The 20588-nt window shown below is 43.5% G+C and carries 22 protein-coding genes and 1 pseudogene; 9 read left to right on the top strand and 14 right to left on the bottom strand.

Translation table 11 applies throughout. From position 1 onward, the window contains the following. Nucleotides 1-68: 68 nt before the first annotated feature. A complete protein-coding gene (locus tag BA70_RS11230; RefSeq protein ID WP_034322061.1) occupies nucleotides 69-548 on the bottom strand; it encodes an Lrp/AsnC family transcriptional regulator in 480 nt (159 codons plus the stop codon). A 145-nt stretch (nucleotides 549-693) separates the two neighbouring features. Here BA70_RS11230 and BA70_RS11225 point away from each other — a divergent pair, with 145 nt between their 5' ends. The 6 genes and pseudogenes from BA70_RS11225 (at nucleotide 694) to BA70_RS11200 (ending at nucleotide 6794) form a co-directional block, all read left to right on the top strand. Then, nucleotides 694-1926, top strand: coding sequence for an MFS transporter (locus BA70_RS11225; protein WP_034322059.1), 1233 nt, complete (start codon nucleotides 694-696; stop codon nucleotides 1924-1926). A gap of 150 nt (nucleotides 1927-2076) precedes the next feature. Next, nucleotides 2077-2679 carry a type 2 periplasmic-binding domain-containing protein gene (locus BA70_RS11220; protein ID WP_034322058.1) on the top strand — a complete coding sequence of 201 codons (603 nt, stop codon included), beginning with the start codon at nucleotides 2077-2079 and terminating at the stop codon, nucleotides 2677-2679. Nucleotide 2680: 1 nt separating this feature from the next. Further along, entirely contained in the window at nucleotides 2681-3388 is a 708-nt protein-coding gene (gene bacB / locus BA70_RS11215) for a 3-((4R)-4-hydroxycyclohexa-1,5-dien-1-yl)-2-oxopropanoate isomerase (RefSeq protein ID WP_034322057.1), read from the top strand. Further along, nucleotides 3385-4146 (top strand): glucose 1-dehydrogenase, encoded by a 762-nt coding sequence (locus tag BA70_RS11210; RefSeq protein ID WP_034322055.1) that lies wholly within the window; start codon nucleotides 3385-3387, stop codon nucleotides 4144-4146. The genes bacB and BA70_RS11210 overlap by 4 nt, the downstream gene beginning before the upstream one ends. 15 nt (nucleotides 4147-4161) lie before the next feature. Next, nucleotides 4162-5583 (top strand): annotated as a pseudogene (locus BA70_RS11205) (ATP-grasp domain-containing protein). 17 nt (nucleotides 5584-5600) lie between these two features. Then, on the top strand, nucleotides 5601-6794 hold the full coding sequence (locus BA70_RS11200; protein WP_034322091.1) for an aminotransferase class I/II-fold pyridoxal phosphate-dependent enzyme: 1194 nt from the start codon (nucleotides 5601-5603) through the stop codon (nucleotides 6792-6794). A 13-nt stretch (nucleotides 6795-6807) separates the two neighbouring features. Here the strand turns inward: BA70_RS11200 and BA70_RS11195 are convergent, their stop codons facing one another. The 12 genes from BA70_RS11195 to BA70_RS11140 form a co-directional block, all read right to left on the bottom strand. Then, a complete protein-coding gene (locus tag BA70_RS11195) occupies nucleotides 6808-7599 on the bottom strand; it encodes an SDR family oxidoreductase (RefSeq protein ID WP_275574585.1) in 792 nt (263 codons plus the stop codon). A gap of 103 nt (nucleotides 7600-7702) precedes the next feature. Next, entirely contained in the window at nucleotides 7703-8158 is a 456-nt protein-coding gene (locus tag BA70_RS11190; protein ID WP_034322052.1) for a dTDP-4-dehydrorhamnose 3,5-epimerase family protein, read from the bottom strand. Further along, complete coding sequence (gene rfbD, locus BA70_RS11185) at nucleotides 8151-9005, bottom strand: dTDP-4-dehydrorhamnose reductase (protein ID WP_034322049.1); 855 nt, start codon at nucleotides 9003-9005, stop codon at nucleotides 8151-8153. Before rfbD ends, BA70_RS11190 begins: the two co-directional genes overlap by 8 nt. A 3-nt stretch (nucleotides 9006-9008) precedes the next feature. Beyond that, on the bottom strand, nucleotides 9009-9974 hold the full coding sequence (rfbB, locus tag BA70_RS11180) for a dTDP-glucose 4,6-dehydratase (protein ID WP_034322047.1): 966 nt from the start codon (nucleotides 9972-9974) through the stop codon (nucleotides 9009-9011). Beyond that, a complete protein-coding gene (locus BA70_RS11175; RefSeq protein WP_034322044.1) occupies nucleotides 9971-10711 on the bottom strand; it encodes a sugar phosphate nucleotidyltransferase in 741 nt (246 codons plus the stop codon). Before BA70_RS11175 ends, rfbB begins: the two co-directional genes overlap by 4 nt. A 2-nt stretch (nucleotides 10712-10713) precedes the next feature. Next, a complete protein-coding gene (locus BA70_RS11170) occupies nucleotides 10714-11742 on the bottom strand; it encodes a PseG/SpsG family protein (RefSeq protein ID WP_034322042.1) in 1029 nt (342 codons plus the stop codon). Further along, nucleotides 11739-12479, bottom strand: coding sequence for a cytidylyltransferase domain-containing protein (locus tag BA70_RS11165; protein ID WP_034322040.1), 741 nt, complete (start codon nucleotides 12477-12479; stop codon nucleotides 11739-11741). The genes BA70_RS11170 and BA70_RS11165 overlap by 4 nt, the downstream gene beginning before the upstream one ends. Beyond that, the gene (locus tag BA70_RS11160) at nucleotides 12469-13593 is read right to left on the bottom strand and encodes an N-acetylneuraminate synthase family protein (protein ID WP_034322037.1); all 1125 of its coding nucleotides are present in this window, start codon (nucleotides 13591-13593) and stop codon (nucleotides 12469-12471) included. The genes BA70_RS11165 and BA70_RS11160 overlap by 11 nt, the downstream gene beginning before the upstream one ends. A gap of 1 nt (nucleotide 13594) precedes the next feature. Next, nucleotides 13595-14470: a GNAT family N-acetyltransferase gene (locus BA70_RS11155; RefSeq protein WP_034322034.1), complete on the bottom strand. Its 876-nt coding sequence runs from the start codon at nucleotides 14468-14470 to the stop codon at nucleotides 13595-13597. Further along, nucleotides 14467-15645, bottom strand: coding sequence for a DegT/DnrJ/EryC1/StrS family aminotransferase (locus BA70_RS11150; protein ID WP_034322031.1), 1179 nt, complete (start codon nucleotides 15643-15645; stop codon nucleotides 14467-14469). The genes BA70_RS11155 and BA70_RS11150 overlap by 4 nt, the downstream gene beginning before the upstream one ends. A 21-nt stretch (nucleotides 15646-15666) precedes the next feature. After that, nucleotides 15667-17079, bottom strand: coding sequence for a capsular polysaccharide export protein, LipB/KpsS family (locus tag BA70_RS11145; protein ID WP_034322028.1), 1413 nt, complete (start codon nucleotides 17077-17079; stop codon nucleotides 15667-15669). A 6-nt stretch (nucleotides 17080-17085) separates the two neighbouring features. Beyond that, the gene (locus tag BA70_RS11140; protein WP_034322088.1) at nucleotides 17086-17856 is read right to left on the bottom strand and encodes a glycosyltransferase family 2 protein; all 771 of its coding nucleotides are present in this window, start codon (nucleotides 17854-17856) and stop codon (nucleotides 17086-17088) included. 175 nt (nucleotides 17857-18031) lie between these two features. On the opposite strand from BA70_RS11140, the gene BA70_RS11135 reads away from it, so the two are divergent. The 3 genes from BA70_RS11135 (at nucleotide 18032) to BA70_RS11125 (ending at nucleotide 20143) form a co-directional block, all read left to right on the top strand. Next, complete coding sequence (locus BA70_RS11135; protein WP_034322025.1) at nucleotides 18032-18706, top strand: YIP1 family protein; 675 nt, start codon at nucleotides 18032-18034, stop codon at nucleotides 18704-18706. 150 nt (nucleotides 18707-18856) lie between these two features. Continuing rightward, nucleotides 18857-19399: a spore coat protein GerQ gene (gene gerQ / locus BA70_RS11130; RefSeq protein ID WP_034322022.1), complete on the top strand. Its 543-nt coding sequence runs from the start codon at nucleotides 18857-18859 to the stop codon at nucleotides 19397-19399. Nucleotides 19400-19525: 126 nt separating this feature from the next. Further along, nucleotides 19526-20143 (top strand): cupin domain-containing protein, encoded by a 618-nt coding sequence (locus tag BA70_RS11125; RefSeq protein ID WP_034322019.1) that lies wholly within the window; start codon nucleotides 19526-19528, stop codon nucleotides 20141-20143. A 39-nt stretch (nucleotides 20144-20182) separates the two neighbouring features. Here BA70_RS11125 and BA70_RS11120 read toward each other — a convergent pair whose 3' ends face one another. Further along, nucleotides 20183-20554, bottom strand: a complete 372-nt coding sequence (locus tag BA70_RS11120) for a DUF423 domain-containing protein (protein ID WP_003215282.1) — start codon at nucleotides 20552-20554, stop codon at nucleotides 20183-20185. Between the last annotated feature and the right edge of the window lie 34 nt (nucleotides 20555-20588).

Below are 20588 nucleotides of genomic sequence, written 5' to 3'. Positions count from 1 at the left end.
CGCGCAGGATTGACAACGAATGCGAGGGTTTGTCTTCACGCTGAAAGGACCTGAGACAGGTCCTTTTTCTATTTCACCACGGTCATTTCTGGCTCTTCTATTTGTTTCACACGTTCCTGAATGGGATGAGAAAAAGAGTGCTCTGACAAGACAATATGGGAGACCGTTTTTGTAAAACCAGACACATCTTGAATAAACGCTTCAATTTCTTCAAGTGAAGCAACAGACAGCTTAATGAAAAAACAGGACTGTCCTGCCACTCGATAAGCAAAGAACGCACGTGGATGCTGGTTCATAAATGTCACAAAACGCTGATACTCCCCATTTAATACGGTGACTTCCAGTAAACAGTCAATCATCAGACCAAGCTTTTTATAATTGACCTGGACGGAGTAACCTTCAATGATCCCTGCATCCTCTAGTTTTCGCACTCTTTCTGCTACCGCAGGCGCCGATAAATTAACTCGTTTGGACAATTCCCTCATCGATAAGCGAGCATCTTCTCTCAATTCGTTTAAAATATGCACATCCACATCGGTGATTTTCATTCGTTACCCTCCTATCCCAAAATCGTTCCATTTGAAAAGTATTTTATGATGATACTTATGATATGAAATGTAAAATAAAACTAAATAATGGTAGAATTTATTTTAACGGAATTGAATGAAAAAGCAAGTATGGAGGGATCACCTGATGAAAGAATCTTTAGACAGCCAGGCTTCTAAAACGTTTCCCATCACACTTGCCATTGCGCTCACACTTGGCGTCTTTGCGGCGGGATCGGAAGAACTGGTGATTTCACCACTGCTGCCTGATTTATCTAACTCCTTTCAGCACTCTCTTGATATTCTCGCCCTCTCCATCAGTATTTATGGGTTAGCTGTGCTGGTCGGAGCACCACTACTCGTTCCTTTAGGAGACCGATATTCAAGAGAACTGTGTTTGATCATTGGGCTTTCTTTCTTCTTGATCGGAACAGTGATGTGTGCTGCTGCACCGAATCTGGCGGTGTTTTTTGCTGGCCGTGCCATTTCTGGGCTGGCGACTGGTGTATTTGTGCCAACGGCCTATGCTCTTGTGGGCGACCGGGTTCCTTACGAATATCGAGGCAAAGTGATGGGACTCATTGTGTCAAGCTGGTCTCTTTCTCTTGTGCTTGGTGTACCGATTGGAGCATTTATCGGCCAAAGTTTGAACTGGCGCTGGACATTTTGGATCTTCGCTATGATGAGTCTCATTGTATTGCTGCTCGTCATCCTTGAATCTCGAAAACAAATCGCAACAGCTGATACGAAGGCACCTCAAGCTAGTGGGAAAACAGGCTCTTTATGGGGAGCTTTGAAAATCGATCGTGTCCCTGCCTATTTGACCGTGACATTTTGTAATATGCTTGGATTTTATGGTATGTACTCGTTTTTAGGAGCTTATCTGCAAAGTCTGTTTTCTGGAGGGCAATCGACGGCAGGACTTCTAATCATGGCTTACGGCGTCGGCTTTTCTATGAGTGTATTTACCGGGAAATTAGCAGACTGGTTCGGTAAAACGCGTTCTCTCTTCTTTGTGCTAGGTGGAATTACGCTCGTTCTAGCCTTACTTCCTTATGCACCGTTCTCATGGTTTTTGCTGATTTTTGCCCTATTTATTTGGGGTGCGATGCAAAGTCTATCCGTCACGCTTCTGAGCACCGTTCTGAGCGACTGCTCCCAAACCCATCGAGGGAAAGTGATGGCTTTTTACAGTCTTGCTTCCAATCTTGCCGTTATGCTCGGTTCCGCTCTTATGGGACCAGTGTATATCCATCTCGGCTATCATACCGTAGGGCTGGTATGTGCATTCATTACTCTTGTTGGTTGTATCATTAGCTTCGTCAGCTATAAACGTGAACGTGCCTTACATCAAGAACATAAAAACACATTTGAAACATAAGCTCATTTCACTGCACATCTTGATATGTGCAGTTTTTTAGATCAATTTTTAATATCATCATAAAATACATTTTTTATAAATTTTGTTGACAATTGCCAATTTTATTTTTTATAATCTAGTAAAAATTTGAAAAAAGATTGGATGGTAAACATGATCTTAAAGAATGATGTTTTTCATTTCAAAGAAGAGCCCATCGTTTCACCTAAGATGTTTACAGTCAATACACTAGGCCCTAAGGGGACAAGCAGTGAATATGCAGCAAAACATTTCATCTCTCATTCCACCACTACACTCGGCACCCATACGAAACTATCCCTTTACGACACATTCGAAACTTGCATTGAACACACTCTCTCTAACTCACTTCAATACACTCTCGTTCCACACGCATACGAAGGAATCAAACATTTCTACATGAGACCCGACCTACAGCTTTTACAAATTTTCAGATGTGATACACCCATGTATGGTTTGGCTGTCAGACCAGATTTCCCATTTCAAGAACAAATGCTTCACCATTTAAAAATTGTCTCTCATCCTGCACCTGTCAATTTAATTCAATATTTCATTCATCAAAATGCTGAATTTGAACTTGTCAATTCCACAAGTACTGCCGCCCAAAAAGTAAGAGACGGCGAATTTGATTTCGCCTTAACCAACGAGGTTGCCAGGGTCACTTACGGCCTCACCTTCATTCGAACGTTTAAAAGCATACCCATGAGCTGGTCCATATTTGGAAAAGGAGAGATTTAATATGCAAACTGAACAAAAGACGCAAGAACGATATTTTCCTCAAGCGAAAAAAATAGAATGGGATAATGGCGTCACCCAATATTCCACTGTACGAGGCGATACTGAAGTGTTAATTTCATACGTTCCTCCTCACACAATCATAGAACCTCACAAGCATCCCGAAGCCCAAATCGGAATCGTATTAAAAGGCGAGCTTCAAATGACAGTCGGCCAATCTACCCAATTGCTCACCCCATTAGAATCAGCCTATATCGCACCACCGTTTGTCCCTCACGGCGCATCTAATCTGACAGATGAAGAAGTGATAGCAATCGATATTAAGAGATTAAAGGATGGTGAAGAATATACGGCTCCTCCCACTTATTTCTTAGATATTTTCAAAACACGGGATTTACTCCCTGGCATGGAAGTGACCTTTTTTGTGGAGGATTGGATGGAGCTCATGATTGCCAACATCCCTGGAAACGGCGGAGAAATGCCTTTTCATAAGCACCGAAATGAACAAATCGGCATTTGCATCAGCGGTGGCTATGATATGACGATTGAAGGCTTTACAGAAAAAATGGAATTTGGCACCACCTATTTCTGTGATCCAAAGGAAGATCACGGTGCGATAAATCCAAAGCCAGAAGCATCAAAATCTATTAATCTCTTCTTCCCTCCCCGTTATAATCGTTTGAAGCCAAAAGCATCTAAGGTGAAGAAATGAACATTGCTGGAAAAGTCGTCCTGATTACAGGAGGTGCATCAGGGATTGGGCTTGCGGCCGTCAAGCTCTTCCTTGAGCACGGGGCAAAAGTAGCAGTGGCTGACATCAATGAACAAAGCGGCACACAAATCGTCGAATCATTGTCGCATGAGCATCTTGCGTTTTTCAAAACGGATATAACAAATGAGGCTGACTGTCGTCAAACCGTTCAGGCCGTGCTGAGCCGTTTCGGGACCATTGATGTTTTGATTAACAATGCAGGCATTGAAATTGTCTCTCCTATTCACGAGATGACGTTAGAGGATTGGAACCACATTCTACAGGTCAACCTCACTGGCGTATTTCTCATGAGTAAGCATACATTGCCACATATGCTTGAAAAGAAAAGCGGAAGTATTATTAATACTGGATCTGTTGGGGGTCTCGTTGGATGGCCAGACATTCCTGCATACAACGCAACAAAGGGCGGTGTCATCCAACTAACCAAGTCAATGGCGATCGACTATGCCGACCACCAAATTAGGGTGAATTGTATCGCCCCAGGAATCATTGATACGCCGTTAAATGAAAAATCCTTTTTAGACAATCACTCAGAAAGTCTAGAGGTTGTCAAAAAGGAAAAAGCAAAGGTGAATCCTTTGTTACGTCTTGGAAAACCCGAAGAAATTGCTGGCGTGATGCTATTTCTCGCCTCTGATCTATCCAGCTATATGACTGGGAGTGTTGTCACAGCAGATGGCGGTTACACCGCTAGATAAAAAGGAGTGCTTTCATTGAGTAAAAAAACCGTACTTGTCATCGCTGACTTAGGAGGATGCCCGCCCCATATGTTTTATGAAAGCGTGGCGGCATCGTATCATATTGTTTCTTATATCCCAAGACCCTTTGCCATTACAAAGGGACACGCTGAGCTAATCGAAAAATACTCCATTGCGGTCATCAAAGACCGTGATTATTTTGATACACACCCTTCTTTTGAACACCCTGATTCTATTTATTGGGCACATGATGATTATCTGAAATCAGAAGAAGAAGTTGTGGGAGACCTGATCCGAGTGGCTTCCTTTTTCAAAGCAGATGCGCTGACCACTAATAATGAATTATTCATTGCACCAATGGCGAAAGCCGCTGAACGTCTTGGACTGCGCGGTGCCGGGGTAAAGGCAGCTGAAATGGCGCGTGATAAAAGTTAAATGAGGGCTGCATTCAACGCTGCTGGTGTCAAAGCGGTGAAAACTCAGCCTGTCACCACTTTATCTGATTTCCAGAAAGCCATTGAGCATATCGGTACACCGCTTATTTTAAAGCCTACATATTTAGCTAGCTCCATTGGCGTTACCCTTTTTCATGATCGAGCAGGCTGTGATGATCTCTTTTTAAACGTACAATCCTATTTGCAAACCATTCCAGTCCCAAACGCTGTGACATATGAAGCACCGTTTGTCGCTGAAACGTATTTAGAGGGTGCTTACGAGGATTGGTATCAAGAAGAGGGATATTCTGATTATGTCAGTGTTGAAGGGTTGGTCGTCGAGGGTGAATATACCCCTTTTGTCATTCATGATAAGACCCCTCAAATCGGTTTTACAGAAACAGCTCATATCACTCCGTCGATTTTAGACAATGAAGCTCAGCAAATCATCATTGAGGCAGCAAGAAAGGCAAATGAAGGGTTAGGTCTTGAAAACTGCGCAACCCATACAGAGATCAAGCTCATGAAAAATCGAGAAACCGGACTGATCGAATCAGCGGCTAGATTTGCCGGCTGGAATATGATTCCGAATATCAAAAAGGTCTTTGGAGTGGATATGGCCAAGCTGCTGATTGATGTATTAGTCGATGGAAAAAAGGCTGAACTGCCAAAACATCTGCTTTCTGGACACACCTATTATATGGCAGACTGCCATTTATACCCTCAGCATTTCAAAGAGAGCGGACACATACCGCCAGAGGTCACGCATATCACCATTGATCATGTTCATATTCCGCAGGACGCTTTAGTTGGAGATACAGTGATCGTCAGTAAATCAGTCCCATCCAAAGGCACCTTTGTGGATCTATCTTTATTTGAAGCCTTTAATGGCATCGTGTCTCTTGAATTAAAAGGGTCCTCCTCACAAAATGTTGCCTCGTCCATCCGCAACATTCAGAAGCAGGCAACGATTCAGTTGATGGATGAATTAGTGAAGGGATAGAAAGAGAGGCTAATGTGGTGAAAATCTTACCATCTAACATGATTGAACGGCTGCCAGAACAGAAATTTGGAACCGTATTTGAGAAAATTGCGCATAAAACACAAAACGGAGCGAACATCATAAACCTTGGTCAAGGAAATCCCGATCTTCCTACTCCTGCACATATCGTGAGCGCCCTTCAAGAGTCAGCGGGGACTTTGCAATTCCAGCAATATGCACCCTTTAGAGGCTTTGACTTTTTCAAGCAAGCCATTGCAGATTTTTATAGAAAGGAATTCGGTGCTGAGATTGACCCCCAAAAGGAAATTGCCCTTTTCAATGGTGGGAAAACGGGTCTTTATGTCATGAGTCAGTGCCTGCTTGATCCAGGGGATATCGCACTCGTCCCCGATCCAGGATACCCAGAATATCATTCAGGAATTTTAATGGCTGACGCAAAGCCATTCTGTATCCAGCTTGATGAGAAGAATGGCTATTTGCCTAATCTCTCTTCAATTGATCCTGAGGTGTTAAAAAAGGCAAAGGTCCTTTTCTTAAATTACCCGAATAACCCAACTGGTGCTGTGGCAAATGAGGCATTTTTTGAAGAGGCTGCTGAATTTGCGGACGCTCACGGACTGCATGTGATTCATGATTTCGCCTATGGTTCATTTCATTATGAGCAAAAACCAGTAAGCTTTATGAATGCTCCTCATGGAAAAAGCGTAGGAGTGGAGTTATATTCTCTATCAAAGACGTTTAATATGGCGGGATGGAGAGTCGCTTTTGCTGTTGGAAATGAGGAAATCATCAATGCCATTAACGCCTTTCAAGATCATGTATTTGTCAGTATGTATGGCGGATTTCAACAGGCTGCCACCATTGCCTTGCAAAGTGATGATGGTCATCTTCAATCATTGAGAGAAGCGTACCTCGAACGAATGAATTTCTTCATCCATCAAGCAGAAAAGCAGCTTGGGTGGACCATTGAACGTCCAGCCGGCGCCTTTTATTTGTGGGCTCCTATCCCTGATGATTTCAAGGATTCTCATGCATTTGCTGACTATTTACTCGAACATGCTGATGTCGTTGTGACGCCTGGAGGTGTGTTTGGTGCACATGGAAGACGTCATGTACGCATCTCAATGGTTGCTCCAATTGATCAGCTTGCACTGTTTATCGACCGGCTTCATATCCTTCCGATTCACTTTCATCAAAAAACCCGCATGTAGCGGGTTTTTGATGTTATATACTCTTCATCGAACCACCGTCGACAGATATTTGTTGTCCTGTGAGATAGGAGGCTTCCTCTGATGCGATAAAAGCTGCCAATGAAGCCATCTCACTCGGTGAGCCCACTCTTTGCATCGGGATACCTGAAGCGACAGCCTGTACAGCTTCTTCCCGCGATAATGCCTTTTCACACATCATGTTCCCGATAAATTGTTCATACCGATCTGTTGCAATAAACCCTGGATTTAAACAGTTCACCGTAATCCCAGAAGGTGCTAGCTGTGTGGCTGCATTTTTACTTGCATTGATAATCGCTGCATTCATCATACTGTTCGTAAACATTTGGTCACCAGGCTCCTTCCAAAGGTTTCCGACAATTTGAATGATACGTCCATATTCATGTCTTTTCATCATGGCTGCCGCACGCTTCATCGTATCAACGTACGCAATGGCTTTTTGCGAAAAAGCTGCCAGCATCTGCTCACTTTCACATGAATCAAATGTATCTGGCTTCCCTCCTGGAATGTTATTGATTAACACATCCAGTCTGCCAAACTCTTTTTCTATTACCGCAAAGGCCTTAGCCCTCACTGCCTCATGCGACATGTCACCACAGAAAAGAGCCACCGGCTCCTTTGTTTCTGCCATGTCTTGAATGTGCTGCTGCGTCTGTTCTAGTGAGGATTGATTTCTCGAATTGATGATGACCTTTACATCGTCCTGAGCAGCTAGCTTTATGGCGATCGCCTTTCCAATCCCTGTACTTGCTCCTGTTACAAATGCAATTCTTTTAGACAAACTCATCCACATCCCTTTTCTTTTCAACTTAGTAAATATACATAAAATGACACATACAGAATGTATTTCAACAAAAAAAGACCTTTCTCCTGCGAAAGGCCTCTGTTCTCTATTTAAACGTCGTTTCCCAGTCAAACCCGATCGTCTGATCATTCCAAGCGATTCTCTTTTCATCTGGGTTTTTCGGGTCGTAGGATTCTGTAGTAAAATAAACAATTTGCAGCGGCGTCTCGCCTAGCACACGGTAGCCATGTGCAACACCTTTCGGAATAAGAAGCAGCATCGGATTATCTTCTCCCATATAATACACATCGGTTTGACCGTTTGTCGGAGAACCCTCTCTCAAATCGTATAAAACAACCTGTGCATGACCTGCTGGAAAAAACCAAACATCGTCTTGTTTTTCATGGTAATGAAAGGCTTTGATCACTCCTGGAAAGCTTTTCGACCACGACGCCTGCCCAAAGCGCTTCAGCATCGGTTCGTCATCTCGAATGAGCTCTGCAAAAAAGCCGCGATCATCACAATGTTTCATGAGTTTTTTCGTTTGTACACCATCAATCATGCTGATACCATCTCCCTTCTTTCTGCAAATATTCGTGAAGTGCATCCTTCCAATGTCTTGGCTGCCAGCCTGTGGCTTCAATCGCTTGAAGGTCTAAAACAGAATAGGCTGGACGAGGTGTTTGGAAGCCATACTCTTCCGTGGAAATCGACTCAATGGTTGTAGACAGGCCGCTTTTCGCAACAATTTCTGACGCAAAATCAAACCAGGAACAACTCTCTCGGTTACTGACATGATAAATGCCTGCCTTCTGATCAATTAAATGAATCAAGGCCTCTGCTACATCCTTTGTATACGTAGGAGAGCCTATTTGATCATTCACAATGCGCAAATGATCCTTCGTTTGAGCGAGCCGAAGAATGGTATTCACAAAGTTGTGTCCCTCATGTCCATAGAGCCAAGATGTACGGATGATTTTCACTTCATCTGACACAAGGTGAATCAATTCCTCACCAAGCTTTTTACTCTTTCCATAAATGGTTTGAGGATCCGCCTGTGCATCGACCTGATAAGGGGTAGCTGCTTGCCCGTCAAACACATAATCTGTACTGACATGTAACACATCTGCCCCTACGTTCTTTGCTTCCAGCGCTGTATAATAGGCGCCAATGCCATTCACAAGATAGGCCTTTTCCGTTTCTATTTCACATTGATCAACAGATGTATATGCTGCCGCACTGACAACAATATCAGGCCGGAAATGTCTCATCGCGTGTCTGACTGCCTGTTGATCTGCGATATTGAGCATGCTCCTTGTTAAGGCAATGACGATGAAGTTTTTTTCCTTGAGCTGTTTGCTCAATTCTTTCCCTAATTGACCGCCTGCACCGGTGATTAAAACTTTCATCCGTCACCCTTCTTCGCTCTGATCATATTTGGCACGATACCAATTGATCGTTTTTTCGATACCTTCTTCAAATGAAGTCTCCTGCGCCCAGCCGAGCTCTCCTTTTAGCTTACTGGCATCAATAGCATACCGTCTGTCATGCCCTTTTCGATCTTGAATAAACGCAATTTGGTCATGACTGATGCCAAGTTGAGTGAGAATGGTTTTGGTTAAATCGAGATTCGTTTTCTCGTTGCCACCGCCAATATTGTACACCTGCCCGGCTGTCCCGTTCTCTACTACCTGCTTCACAGCTCTCGCATGATCCTCTACATACAGCCAATCACGAATCTGCTGGCCGTCTCCATAAATCGGAATCTTTTCGCCATTGACCGCTTTTCTGATAATGGTCGGGATTAATTTCTCCTCATGCTGATAGGGTCCATAGTTATTGCTGCATCGTGTGATCATTGCGGGTAATTGGTGGGTGTGGATATAGGATTTCACAAGCAGGTCTGAACTCGCCTTGCTTGCTGAATAAGGATTATTCGGTGAGAGTGGTGTTTGTTCTGTGAAAGCAGGATCATCCAGCTCCAAATCTCCATATACTTCATCTGTTGAAATATGAATGAGTTTTTTCGCCTTTCCCTTTAAGACAGCTTCCAGCATACGATAGGTACCAAGGACGTTTGTTTGAATAAAAGGTTCTGCCGATTCAATACTGCGATCGACATGCGATTCTGCTGCAAAATGAATGATGGCATCATAGGCTTCATCAAATACTTGATCCAGCTCATGCTGCAGGGTGATATCCCCTTGAATAAAACGGAAATGAGGCAGATTTGATAATTGATCCACTTCCTCTGGATGACTGGCATACGTTAATTTATCAAATACGGTGAGCCGGACATCTGATTCCTGAAGCAGCAGTTTCACAAAATTCAGTCCGATAAATCCCGCACCGCCTGTTATTAAATAAGACTTCGTCATTCGTATCCCTCTTTTTTCTTCATCGTTTCAAACATTTTCGTAGATGCTTGGTGGAGAGATTCATGTGTTCCAGCATCAATCCACCACCCTTTTAACATATCATAGGTCAGTTGGCTATTAGAGATATAGAGATTATTCACATCTGTAATCTCTAATTCGCCTCGATCTGACGGCGAGATTTTCTCAATATATTGAAAGACTTCTTGATCATAAAAATAGATACCAGTGACGCAATAGGATGAACGCGGATGCTCTGGCTTTTCTTCTATTGATAAAATCCGGTGGTGTGCAGCATCAATTTCTGCAATGCCAAACCGCTTCGGATCTGCGACTTCTTTCAAAAGGACCTTAGCTCCGCTTTCTTGCCGCTGAAAGGCTTCGACAAAAGGGCTTAATGAATCCTCAAATACGTTATCACCAAGCATGAGCACAAACTTCTCTCCTTCTACAAAGGGCTTTGCATAGGATAAACCGTCTGAAATGCCAGAAGCCTCTGGCTGTACTTGATAAACAATGTTCATCCCAAGTCCCTGATCGCCCTCAAGCAATTTTTGAAACAGCGGGATTTGTTCTTCTTGTGAAATCAGCATCACATCTAAAATACCTGCTTCTTTCAGTTTGAACAATGACCAATAAATCATCGGATATGGACCAACCGGCAATAAATGTTTGTTAAAAATCTTCGTTAATGGGGCCAGTCGCGATCCTTTTCCTCCTGCTAAAATAACTCCCTTCACATCTACACATCCTTATGTTCTTTTTGGTGATGATTCATGAGGTGTATAAGAATGTTTTTCACTCGTTCGGTTCCTTTTCCATCAATGAGTGTCCGTCCGTTGAGATGGATACTCCTGCGGAGAAAGTAGCTGCCGGACAGCCTTCGAGCAGCACGTAATATATCTGTTTCTTCCACATGATCACCTAATCCAAGATGTAGACAGGCTCCCTTTTGCGCAAAATTACTGGCTGTAACTGCTTGATGGTCTACTTGCGAAAGTACAATGCTGGGCACCCCTATACAAACCGCCTCATATAATGTCATGCCTCCTGCCACAATAGCCAAATCAGCTTCCCATAGCAGGGCAGTTAATTGATCTGTATGACGAATGAATTGAATATGCTCAGCGTCTACTTGTTCTTTGATATGAGAGGCTTTTCCTGTAATCCCTAGAATGTGTAAATGATTTGCTGTGAGGAGTGCTGATACAGCCTTCGGTAACAATCCGCGCGGATCACTGCCCCCAAGACTGATGACCACCTTTTTGCATTCTTTTCGAACCTCATATGTGTCTTTTAATCTGCCAATCTCATGATCTAACAATAAATAAGGCGTTCCATAAAAATATGTCGTCCCATTGACTTGCATGTGCTTCCCGTCCAGCCCTCCATAAATACCGTTCACGACAGCATCCGCAAGCTGACAGGCTTCCGCTCTTTTTTCCTCGAATAAGACCAGCCTTGCAGGGCCGCAGGAATGCTTAATCATTCGGAGGAAGTACAGGTCACATTCAATGACATCAATCAGTAGGAGATCTGGCTTCAGCTCTTTCATATCCTGCCGCAGCTGAAGGAGCGCATTTGACTCCTGCACCATGTGGACGTGCCAATCTGGATGCGAAAGCATTTCTACACAAATCTGCTCATTTGTATAGAAAAATAGGTCGTTCCCCTCCTCAAGCAGCTCCCTTGCTAACCGTTTCATTCTGATGACATGCCCCATCCCTCTTAAAAAACCACCATAGACAACAATCATGATTTTTTTGTTCATTCAGCATCCTTCTGTCTCACAAATTGATTCAACCGAACAATGTCTGGATCTTGTTCACAGATGGATATGAGCTCAGCCGTTGGCGCAGCAATGGAACCACCAGCTTTCTCAAGTAAACGGGTAGCAAACACGTAATCTTCTTCTGTATCAATTGTGAATCGATAAGCAGGATATGCAAGTTCTTTGGGCGGTGTGAATAATTGAAGGTGAAATTGCTCAGGATGCTTTCTGATATACAGTGTGACATGCTCACGCTCCGGCTGCGAGAGGGGAAAATTGTCGATTTCACTTAAAATAGGTGCATCAATCATTTCCCCGGAAATACCGAGTGGTGTTCCGTTTGTATACGTGTAATCAGCCTTCTCCAGTCTATGTTTTTCAAGCATTTTCGACAAAAGTGCCGGATCTATGAATGGATTATCTCCCGTTAAGCGTACAACAGTTTGTGGTTCAAACTGACGGACAATCTGAGCAAAACGCTGCAGCACATCCGTCTCACTGCCACGAAACACCTTATAGCCCTTTGATAAACAATAATGAGCCAACAGGTCATCTTCTGCCTCAACTGTGGTGGCGATCATGAGGTTTTGCGTTTTGTGATTGTAATGGTTTGATTGCTTTACCCGTTCAACAATCAAATCGATCAGCGCCATACCTCCGATCGGTTTCATTACCTTTTTTGGCAGCCTTGTCGAACCCATCCTAGCCTGTATCACAAAGAGCACATCATTGATCATTTTGGGACTCCTCCGTGAGCACATCTTTCCACGAAACGCCTGTATGGGCTGGGATGTCTCTCACAGCCTGTGCGCCAAGTAAAAGCTCCATGTATCGCGGGTGCAGGCCTTGGCTTTTTTGCCCTGGACGTAATACAGCTAGATTTTCTGCAGTCAATGTCTCGCCCTTTGCAATGTCTCTTGTCGTAAAAATCCCTCGATACGCAAATTCACGAATCTGACCTTCAATGGCTGTTGTCGTTTTATAAGAACTGCCAAGAAGCTCCTCTGACACAGAATGAGCGTCTGCTTCTGTTTGATTTCGTTGCTTTTCTGCTGCTCGAATATGTTGAACCATTTCCTTTAATTCTTCAGGATTAAGGGCAAAGGAATGATCTGCTCCAGGTAATGTTTTATCCACTGTAAAATGCTTTTCAATCATGGCTGTCCCAAGCTTCACAGCGGCAACAGGCGCTTCAGTCGGATGCTCACTATGATCTGAAAAGCCAATGACTGCCTCAGGAAAAGCTGAGGTTAAGGTTTGAAGCACACGAAGATTCGTGAATGCTCTTGGTGCAGGATACTTTGCCACACAATGCATAATGGCGATTTGCTTATTTTGCTGGCTTGTAATGGCCTCATATGCTTCATGAACATCGGCAATGGTTGCCCCAGCTGTTGAAAAAATGATCGGCTTTTGAAAAGAAGCGGTGTGACGCAAAAGAGGTAAATGATTGATTTCATAGGATGCCAGTTTAAAAGCAGGCGGATCGGTTTGATTCAATAAATCCGCAGATTCCTCGTCACACACTGTGCTTAAAAAGATCAGTCCCTTTTCCTCACAACGTGTTAATAAAGCTGGCAGCCATTCTGGCGGCAGCTCCATTTGTTCCACTAAAGAAAAAATGGACACTTCTTCACCTTTGGCCGTTTCGTACAAACCCGGTTCCTTTTGATACATCCGATCAGCTTGAAACATCTGAAACTTCACCGCATCGGCACCTGCTTCTTTTGCCACATCAATTAAAGCAAGGGCCTGATCCAGCTTTCCATCATGGTTAATGCCTGCCTCTGCAATGATAAAGACAGGCGCACCATCCCCCACTTTGCGATCTCCAATATAGAAATGTGCCATCTTACCTCTCTCCTTTTTTTGGCCACACATGGTAATACAAAAAGGCATTTGTTGTTCTAAATCCCATCTTTTCATACAGCTGGATGGCTGTCGTGTTATGCAGCTGTGTCCCGGCAGAAATGAATCGATGCCCTCTATCATAAGAGACCTTCATCATCTCAATAAATAGCTTCTTCCCAATCCCTTTTCCTTGTGCATCCGGTCTAATCGCAAAAAGCTCAAGTGCCATCTCATCGCCCTTTGTCATCCCTTGAATCAGACCAACCACTTCATCGTTCATCTTTGCCACGAGATTGATATCTGCGCGTCCGAGTAAGTTATTCCTCATCCATTCCTGATAGAAATGCTGGACGACACTCTGGTCTAAATATGGATCAAGTGCATACCGGCTTTTCACAAAAGCCTGATCACCTAGTAAAACTGCCTCATCGTATTCATTTTCAGCTGGCAGACTGATCATCACATCTTGACCAGTTGATGGCATCTCCATTCGAGCAGGCGGTGCCTCAAGCCGAGTGAGACCGCCGACATAGTACACATGTGATAGCCTTTGGACAATGCGGTTTTTTTCAAGATCAGCTGCTTCAAGACGTAAAAAGAAGAAATCACATTTCTCCGTTCTCATCCAGTTGATGAATCTCTCCATCAACTCTTTAAAGATAAGCGCTGACTCAGCTTCCACAAACTTCACATGAAAAATATGCTGATCAAAAATGCCGCTCTCCCATTTTGACCAATCGTATAACAACACCGCTCTAAGCTGGGCACCGCTGACAAGAGCAAACTGTTTGAAGCCTTTCATGTGTTCCGCTTGATGACCATATTTCACCAGCCAAGTGGAGAGCACCTGATCGTCTATTGCATGAACGACCTTCATGAAGATGCCTTCTTATCTTTTAAAATAGATAACACCGCAGTCATGACATCCTGCACATCTTCATCTGTCATACTTGGATAAAGAGGAAGTGAGAGAGTCCGCTTGTAATAGGTGAGTGATTCAGGGAAATCCTCTGGTAAATAGTTGTATGTTTGTTGATAGTATGGGTGCAAATGAACAGGAATAAAGTGAACACTTGTGCCGATTTTATACTCCTTTTGCAGCTGATCGATCATCTCATCACGTGTGATGAATGCTTCTCTTGGATCAACTTGCAGCACGTACAAATGCCATGCATGTCTTCCCTCTTGATGGACAGGCGGCAAGATCAACCCTGCTTCTTTTTGAAAAGCCTGATTGTATGCTTTCGCAATCTGTTCTCTGCGCGCCTGCATGTCATCCAGCCTGCTTAGCTGAACAAGTCCTAACGACGCCTGCACGTCAAACATGTTCATTTTATAGCCAGGTTCCTCGACCTCGTAGTACCATGTTCCCTTTTCTCCATAACGATTCCATGCTCCCTTGCTCATCCCATGGAGCGCTAGTCTTCTGATTCGAGCGGCAAGTGCATCATCATTTGTCGTCAGCATGCCGCCTTCTCCGGTCGCTATATTTTTCGTCGCATAAAAACTAAAGGCGGTTGCATCACCAATTGATCCAATGGGCTGACCATGATACGTCGTATAGAGGGCATGAGCAGCATCCTCAAGCACAAACAAATCGTACTTTTTGGCAATGGTCAAAATCCGGTCCATATCGCACGATTGACCAGCAAAATGAACAGGTACAATCGCTTTTGTATGTGGTGTGATGACCGCTTCCAATTTCTCTGCATCCAGATTGAGAGTCTCTGGATCAATATCGACAAAAATAGGTGCTGCTCCCGTATGGATGATCGTATTGGCTGTTGCGCAGAACGTCAGTGGGGTTGTGATCACTTCATCACCAGCCCCAATTCCCTTCGCCTTTAACGCTAAAAATAGAGCAGCTGTACATGAATTGACAGCTATCGCGTGTTTCACACCTGTCAGCTGCCGAAATTCTTCTTCAAATTGCCTCACTTTTGGTCCGGTTGACAGCCAGCCGGACTTTAATGTTCCAATGACTTCGTCAATTTCCTCCTGCTCAATCAAAGGCAATGCATAAGGAAGAAATTGTGCTCTCTTTTGTCCCATATCGCTTGCACACCCCTATCTTCATCTCTGAAAATCCACACCTGTTTTTGTTTTGAGCAGAGAAAGCAGAACATCGGTAGATCGCGCATGCGGATAATGCTGTTTAATGAAATGACCACCTTGCTGTTTCGCCAGCTTCATCTCTTGTTCATCCGACAAAATACGAATTGCTTTCTCAGCCAGTTCAACAGGGTTTTCCATATGATAGCTGCCAAGCGACTCGTAATAAGGGTATCTTCTGCCTTCTGTCATTTTCCCAATCAGCACACTCTTTTCAAAAAGCATCGCTTCTAGACCGACTGTTGATGTGAGCGTAATGACCATATCCATATACGGCAACAGATCATACAAGTCGATTTCTTTTTTTATCAACCTCACATGGTTCCACGCCCGCTCAATGGCCACGTACTCATCTAAACGGTTTCGGGCGATTTCCCACGGATGCGGCTTCATGATCAGTTGAATGTCTTTGCGTTTTGCAATCGTTTTAAGAACATCACCATAGAAGGCTTCTGAAAACGGCTGTGTTGCCACAAGCACTGTCTTTCTGGCTGGACTGAAGTTCAATTTACGAAATAATAGTTCCTGTTGAAGCGGCGTTCGTTCCTTCACCAAATCAAATCTCGGATGACCTGTGATCTCCACCTGTTCAGGCTGACAGCCTTTGTCTTCATACCAGTCCTTTTCATACTTTCCAAACACCCCGTGGCAGGTGGTGAAAATCGGCAAAAAGGCTTCGTCTCCCATGAGCGCGCCGTGCTGAAGGCAGATACTCGTGAGATGGCGTTTCACTGTTTGCAGAGCGAGTACACGGCTGTAAACATCCTCCGTCGTCCCAACAATGACAGCTGCAATAGGCTGCAGGTGAAATAGTGTTTCTGTCTGGTCAATCACATCAATAAATTGCACAATGTCCTTCCGAAGTTTTTCTCTAAAAAAGACATTGCCAAAGACAGGGTGCTGTGCGTAAGGTTTAAGTAAAGCATTTGCTTTTTCAATATATTCAGCATGGGCTTCTTTATTAACCTCTCCGGCTAATTCCGGCTTGCTGATGACTGGTAATCCGAAATAATCAGCCTTCTTCCAGCGAGCGAGTACCACTGTTTGATCCGGATGGAACCGTGTGTAATTTTGTTCAGTAAAGCGCAGGTGTTCGAAATGAAGCAATACCTTTCCATTCGTCGGACGATAAGCGGTACGATTGATCTGCTGTTTATGTTGATCAAAAAATGGCTGAATCTCTTCCGGCGATGGACAAGTGGTCGTCAGTTCTTGACCAAACGCTTCATCTTCCATATGTTCTCTCACTTCAGGGCTGATGTATTGATAAAAATTACTGATCAAGCCAAGTGGAATTTGCTTATAGGACAAGTCCTTCATTAGATTCACATACTCAAAGTACACTTGCCAATAATGATGAATATAGTGCGTCACTTAAGGTCATCTCCCATGTCTTTGTTTTAATATATGACGGAGCTCCCAGCAGGTAGACTGCGGAGGAAGTGCTTGAATAAAGTCACTTTTCTCTTCTTCTGCCAGCTGATAATGAATGGACTGTTCTGTGATGTAATTTGTATCTAATACTTCATCATAGGGGTAGAACGGATAAAAATGATTTAATCGAAAAAAGAACCGGGCATCCCCTATTCGATAAAAATGCGGACTCTCGTCCCAGTAGGACCCAAATTCAGCATGAATTTTTGTTAAAATAGATGCACGATGAACGACTGAGCAATGATCAATGGCACAGGGTGCATTCCATTGCACTGTTTTCGCAGGTCGAATCGTTTCCTTCACTGGCTCTTTTTTGCTATTTAAATAGATCACTTTAGAACCAGAATAGACAATATCTTCACCCGGGCGGGCATCTAGATAATTTATGAGCTTCTCTAAACGATCCGGGGCGTAGACATTGTCATCTGTTGCATAGGAAATATACTCGCCCTTTGCCTGTTCTAATGCTTGATTAATGAGCACAGCATAGCGGGTTTTCGCTGTTCTCTCCTCCAGCGTTTTGACACCGCTTTGGATAAAATGAACACGCGAATCTTTTCGAAAAGGCTCAATAGCAGCAAGGGTTTTTTCGTTTGATCCATCATCCATGATAAAAAGTTCAAGGTCTGACAACGTCTGTTGCAGTACCGCTTCAATCGATCTGCCAACGTAAGCCGCCTTGTTGTAGCTCGTCATAATGACAGTTACTTTTGTCAAAGTTTTCACCTCGGTCTCTTTCAAACTATGTTTATCATATGTGTCTCCTCTTAAAGAGACTGTAGAGGGACCTATTTTTTATAAAATTGTATTTTTTTATTGATCTATCTTTGAAAAACGCGAACTTTTTGGTAATATAAGTAATCATTTGTGTGTATTAAAGGAGTAAAGAACATTGGAAGCTATGAAAAGTGATCTCTCCCAAGAAGAGGAAGCAAAAGGATTTTTTCGATTTTTAAAAATTTTCATCGCAACAAAAACGATTATTCGCTCATACCAACATTCCTCTATCCCCATTTGGCTGATGATGCTCCTTGCAAGTATCGCTGGTACGAGCTGGATCTACGAAGGGTATTTTAGCGAGTATATGGGCAATCATATTCCATTCCCTTTTATTCTGTTACATGGGGCGGGTTTTGGTATTTTAGCAGGCAATTTCATTCTATTTATCGGTTCACTCATTTTACAGTGGTTAGGACGGCTCTTTTTTGGCAATAAAACGCCTTATCGAGATGTGCTCAAGGCCTGCACGCTGACGGTCATTTTCCCTTCCGCTTTATTTGCTCTTACTTGGATTTCCACTGTGGGGATGCTCGGTCCGTATACATTTGTGAAAATCTCACCATATTTAGATCAGCATTTTGAAGTTTGGTATTATCTCGATATATTGCAACTTATTAATGCGTATGCAAAGACATGGATATTGGGGATGGCTGTGTTAGGCATAGTCGCTGTGATGAAGCTAAGAGTATGGCAAGCCTTCATTGTCGTCATCACACCGCTGGCCGCATTTTTTCTCATCATGACACTTTTATTTGATGTCCAGCGGGCTGTCAACTGGATGATGTAAAGGGAACTCCTTCAAGCAGTTCCTTTTTTTCGTTCAATGTACATATTCTCCCCTCCTGTCTCATAGTGTGAAAGAGAGAAAGAATGCTATGGAAACAACAGGCTTAAACGCCTTCTGTTTAGAACACCATGAGGAAAGAGGAGGAACGTTATGAAATTGAAAAATCAATTTGGGCAAGGTTCGGGTTTCGAAGGTCAAGATTTTCGCCAGCAACAATATGGAGCAAATCCGTATCCTGCGCAGCAGATGGGTTATTCAGTCCCTCCCCAAACGCAGGGTCAAATGCAAGGTCAAATGCAGCAGGGTTTTTCGCCAATGCCATCTACTGGTCCATCACAAGGAGGCCAAGGCGCGCAGAGCGGCGGACAGCCATATCAAATTCCATCTGGACCGATTTATCAGCAGAATGTCACCGGTCAGCTGCCAATTGAGCAGTCCTATATTGAAAATATTTTACGATTGAACCGCGGCAAGGTAGCCACGATTTATATGACGTTTGAGGCGAGTAAGGAATGGAATTCGAAGATTTTTAGAGGGGTCATTGAAGCCGCAGGACGTGACCACATTATCATTAGTGATAACAAGACAGGGACACGATACTTACTGTTAACGATCTACCTTGATTACATTACGTTTGATGGAGAAATTCAATATGACTATCCATACTCTATGTCAACGTATTCTCCTAGATAACTTCAAGCAAAAAGCAAGGCGCAGACGCCCTTGCTTTTTTTCTTTTGACTAGGTTTTTGACACACTTTTCTGGCGCCGCTCATAAGATGCCTAGTAGTTTTTATCAAAAGCCTAGAGGTGACATCAATGACTGTTGAGCTGGATTATACATCACCAAATATCAAATATTCATTCGATCTGAATCAAAGCCCCCTTGTCAAATATGATCAACATAACCTGATAAATGTTTTAGGAAAAAAACAATTAAACTCATTGGATCAAGTATCCCTGCTGGATATATATTTGAGTAAAAGCAAAGTAGTAGAGCCTCATTATCACCAAAATGCCGCAGAGCTTGTTTACTGTATAGCCGGTTCTGCTGCTGTATCCATGCTGAATCCATTCACAAAAAAGTTGCATACCTATACCATTACCCCTGGGCAGGTGGCGAACGTGCCTCAAGGCTGGTGGCACTATGAAGTCGCCTTGCAGGACAGAACCCATTTGTTAGCCATTTTTAACGCATCTACGCCAGAAGTGATCCTAGGCTCAGACCTTCTCACCCTTACCCCATCTCACATCATGGCACATACTTATTGCATGAACGAAACGCAGTGGAAGAAGGCGACACAGCCTGTGAAACCAGGTGTGTTTATCGGTCCGTTCTGCCACAGAGAGGAAGAGGCCCAAACGCATCCTGTCCCTCCTTCTCACTACGTCCCTTATTATCAAGCACCCCCCAACTACACCCCTTATTGGAGTTAAAAAAAAACCGATGCCCCATCTGAGCATCGGTTTTTTGACTTATAAATTTTTTGCTGCTGCAATGACAAGCATGATCCAAGAAGCGATAAATGCCACTCCGCCAATTGGGGTAATGGCACCTAGAATCTTCACCTGAGTCAATGCCAGCACATAAAGGCTTCCCGAGAAGAAAAGGATACCTGCAAGCATTACCCAGCCAGCGGTCGGTACTAAAGAGACACCTGACAGCTTATCTGCAAGAAAGGCCACTATAAATAGTCCAATCGCATGGAACATCTGATATTGAACACCTTTATTCCATATCTCAATATACTTTTCAGGGATTTTCCCTTCCAGTCCATGTGCACCGAAGGCTCCAAGACCAACAGCAAGCATGGCATTAATTGCACCTAATATGAAAAATAGTTTCATTCGTCATTCTCCTTATCTCGTTCATTATGTTTAT

The sequence above is a fragment of the Bacillus zhangzhouensis genome (genome assembly GCF_000715205.1).
In the GTDB taxonomy this organism is placed as follows: Bacteria; Bacillota; Bacilli; order Bacillales; family Bacillaceae; genus Bacillus; species Bacillus zhangzhouensis.
The sequence above is the reverse complement of the archived record's forward strand: the minus strand, read 5'-3'. Positions and strand labels throughout refer to the sequence as shown.

Coding starts and splice junctions, on each gene's coding strand:
- BA70_RS11220 (WP_034322058.1), top strand. CDS start 2,077: ATGATCTTAAAGAATGATGTTTTTCATTTCAAAGAAGAGCCCATCGTT.
- BA70_RS11120 (WP_003215282.1), bottom strand. CDS start 20,554: ATGAAACTATTTTTCATATTAGGTGCAATTAATGCCATGCTTGCTGTT.
- BA70_RS11195 (WP_275574585.1), bottom strand. CDS start 7,599: ATGAGTTTGTCTAAAAGAATTGCATTTGTAACAGGAGCAAGTACAGGG.
- BA70_RS11125 (WP_034322019.1), top strand. CDS start 19,526: ATGACTGTTGAGCTGGATTATACATCACCAAATATCAAATATTCATTC.
- BA70_RS11190 (WP_034322052.1), bottom strand. CDS start 8,158: ATGATTGATGGTGTACAAACGAAAAAACTCATGAAACATTGTGATGAT.
- BA70_RS11225 (WP_034322059.1), top strand. CDS start 694: ATGAAAGAATCTTTAGACAGCCAGGCTTCTAAAACGTTTCCCATCACA.
- BA70_RS11150 (WP_034322031.1), bottom strand. CDS start 15,645: ATGGGACAAAAGAGAGCACAATTTCTTCCTTATGCATTGCCTTTGATT.
- BA70_RS11155 (WP_034322034.1), bottom strand. CDS start 14,470: ATGAAGGTCGTTCATGCAATAGACGATCAGGTGCTCTCCACTTGGCTG.
- rfbD (WP_034322049.1), bottom strand. CDS start 9,005: ATGAAAGTTTTAATCACCGGTGCAGGCGGTCAATTAGGGAAAGAATTG.
- BA70_RS11165 (WP_034322040.1), bottom strand. CDS start 12,479: ATGATCAATGATGTGCTCTTTGTGATACAGGCTAGGATGGGTTCGACA.
- BA70_RS11170 (WP_034322042.1), bottom strand. CDS start 11,742: ATGAACAAAAAAATCATGATTGTTGTCTATGGTGGTTTTTTAAGAGGG.
- BA70_RS11160 (WP_034322037.1), bottom strand. CDS start 13,593: ATGGCACATTTCTATATTGGAGATCGCAAAGTGGGGGATGGTGCGCCT.
- bacB (WP_034322057.1), top strand. CDS start 2,681: ATGCAAACTGAACAAAAGACGCAAGAACGATATTTTCCTCAAGCGAAA.
- BA70_RS11230 (WP_034322061.1), bottom strand. CDS start 548: ATGAAAATCACCGATGTGGATGTGCATATTTTAAACGAATTGAGAGAA.
- gerQ (WP_034322022.1), top strand. CDS start 18,857: ATGAAATTGAAAAATCAATTTGGGCAAGGTTCGGGTTTCGAAGGTCAA.
- rfbB (WP_034322047.1), bottom strand. CDS start 9,974: ATGACGAAGTCTTATTTAATAACAGGCGGTGCGGGATTTATCGGACTG.
- BA70_RS11210 (WP_034322055.1), top strand. CDS start 3,385: ATGAACATTGCTGGAAAAGTCGTCCTGATTACAGGAGGTGCATCAGGG.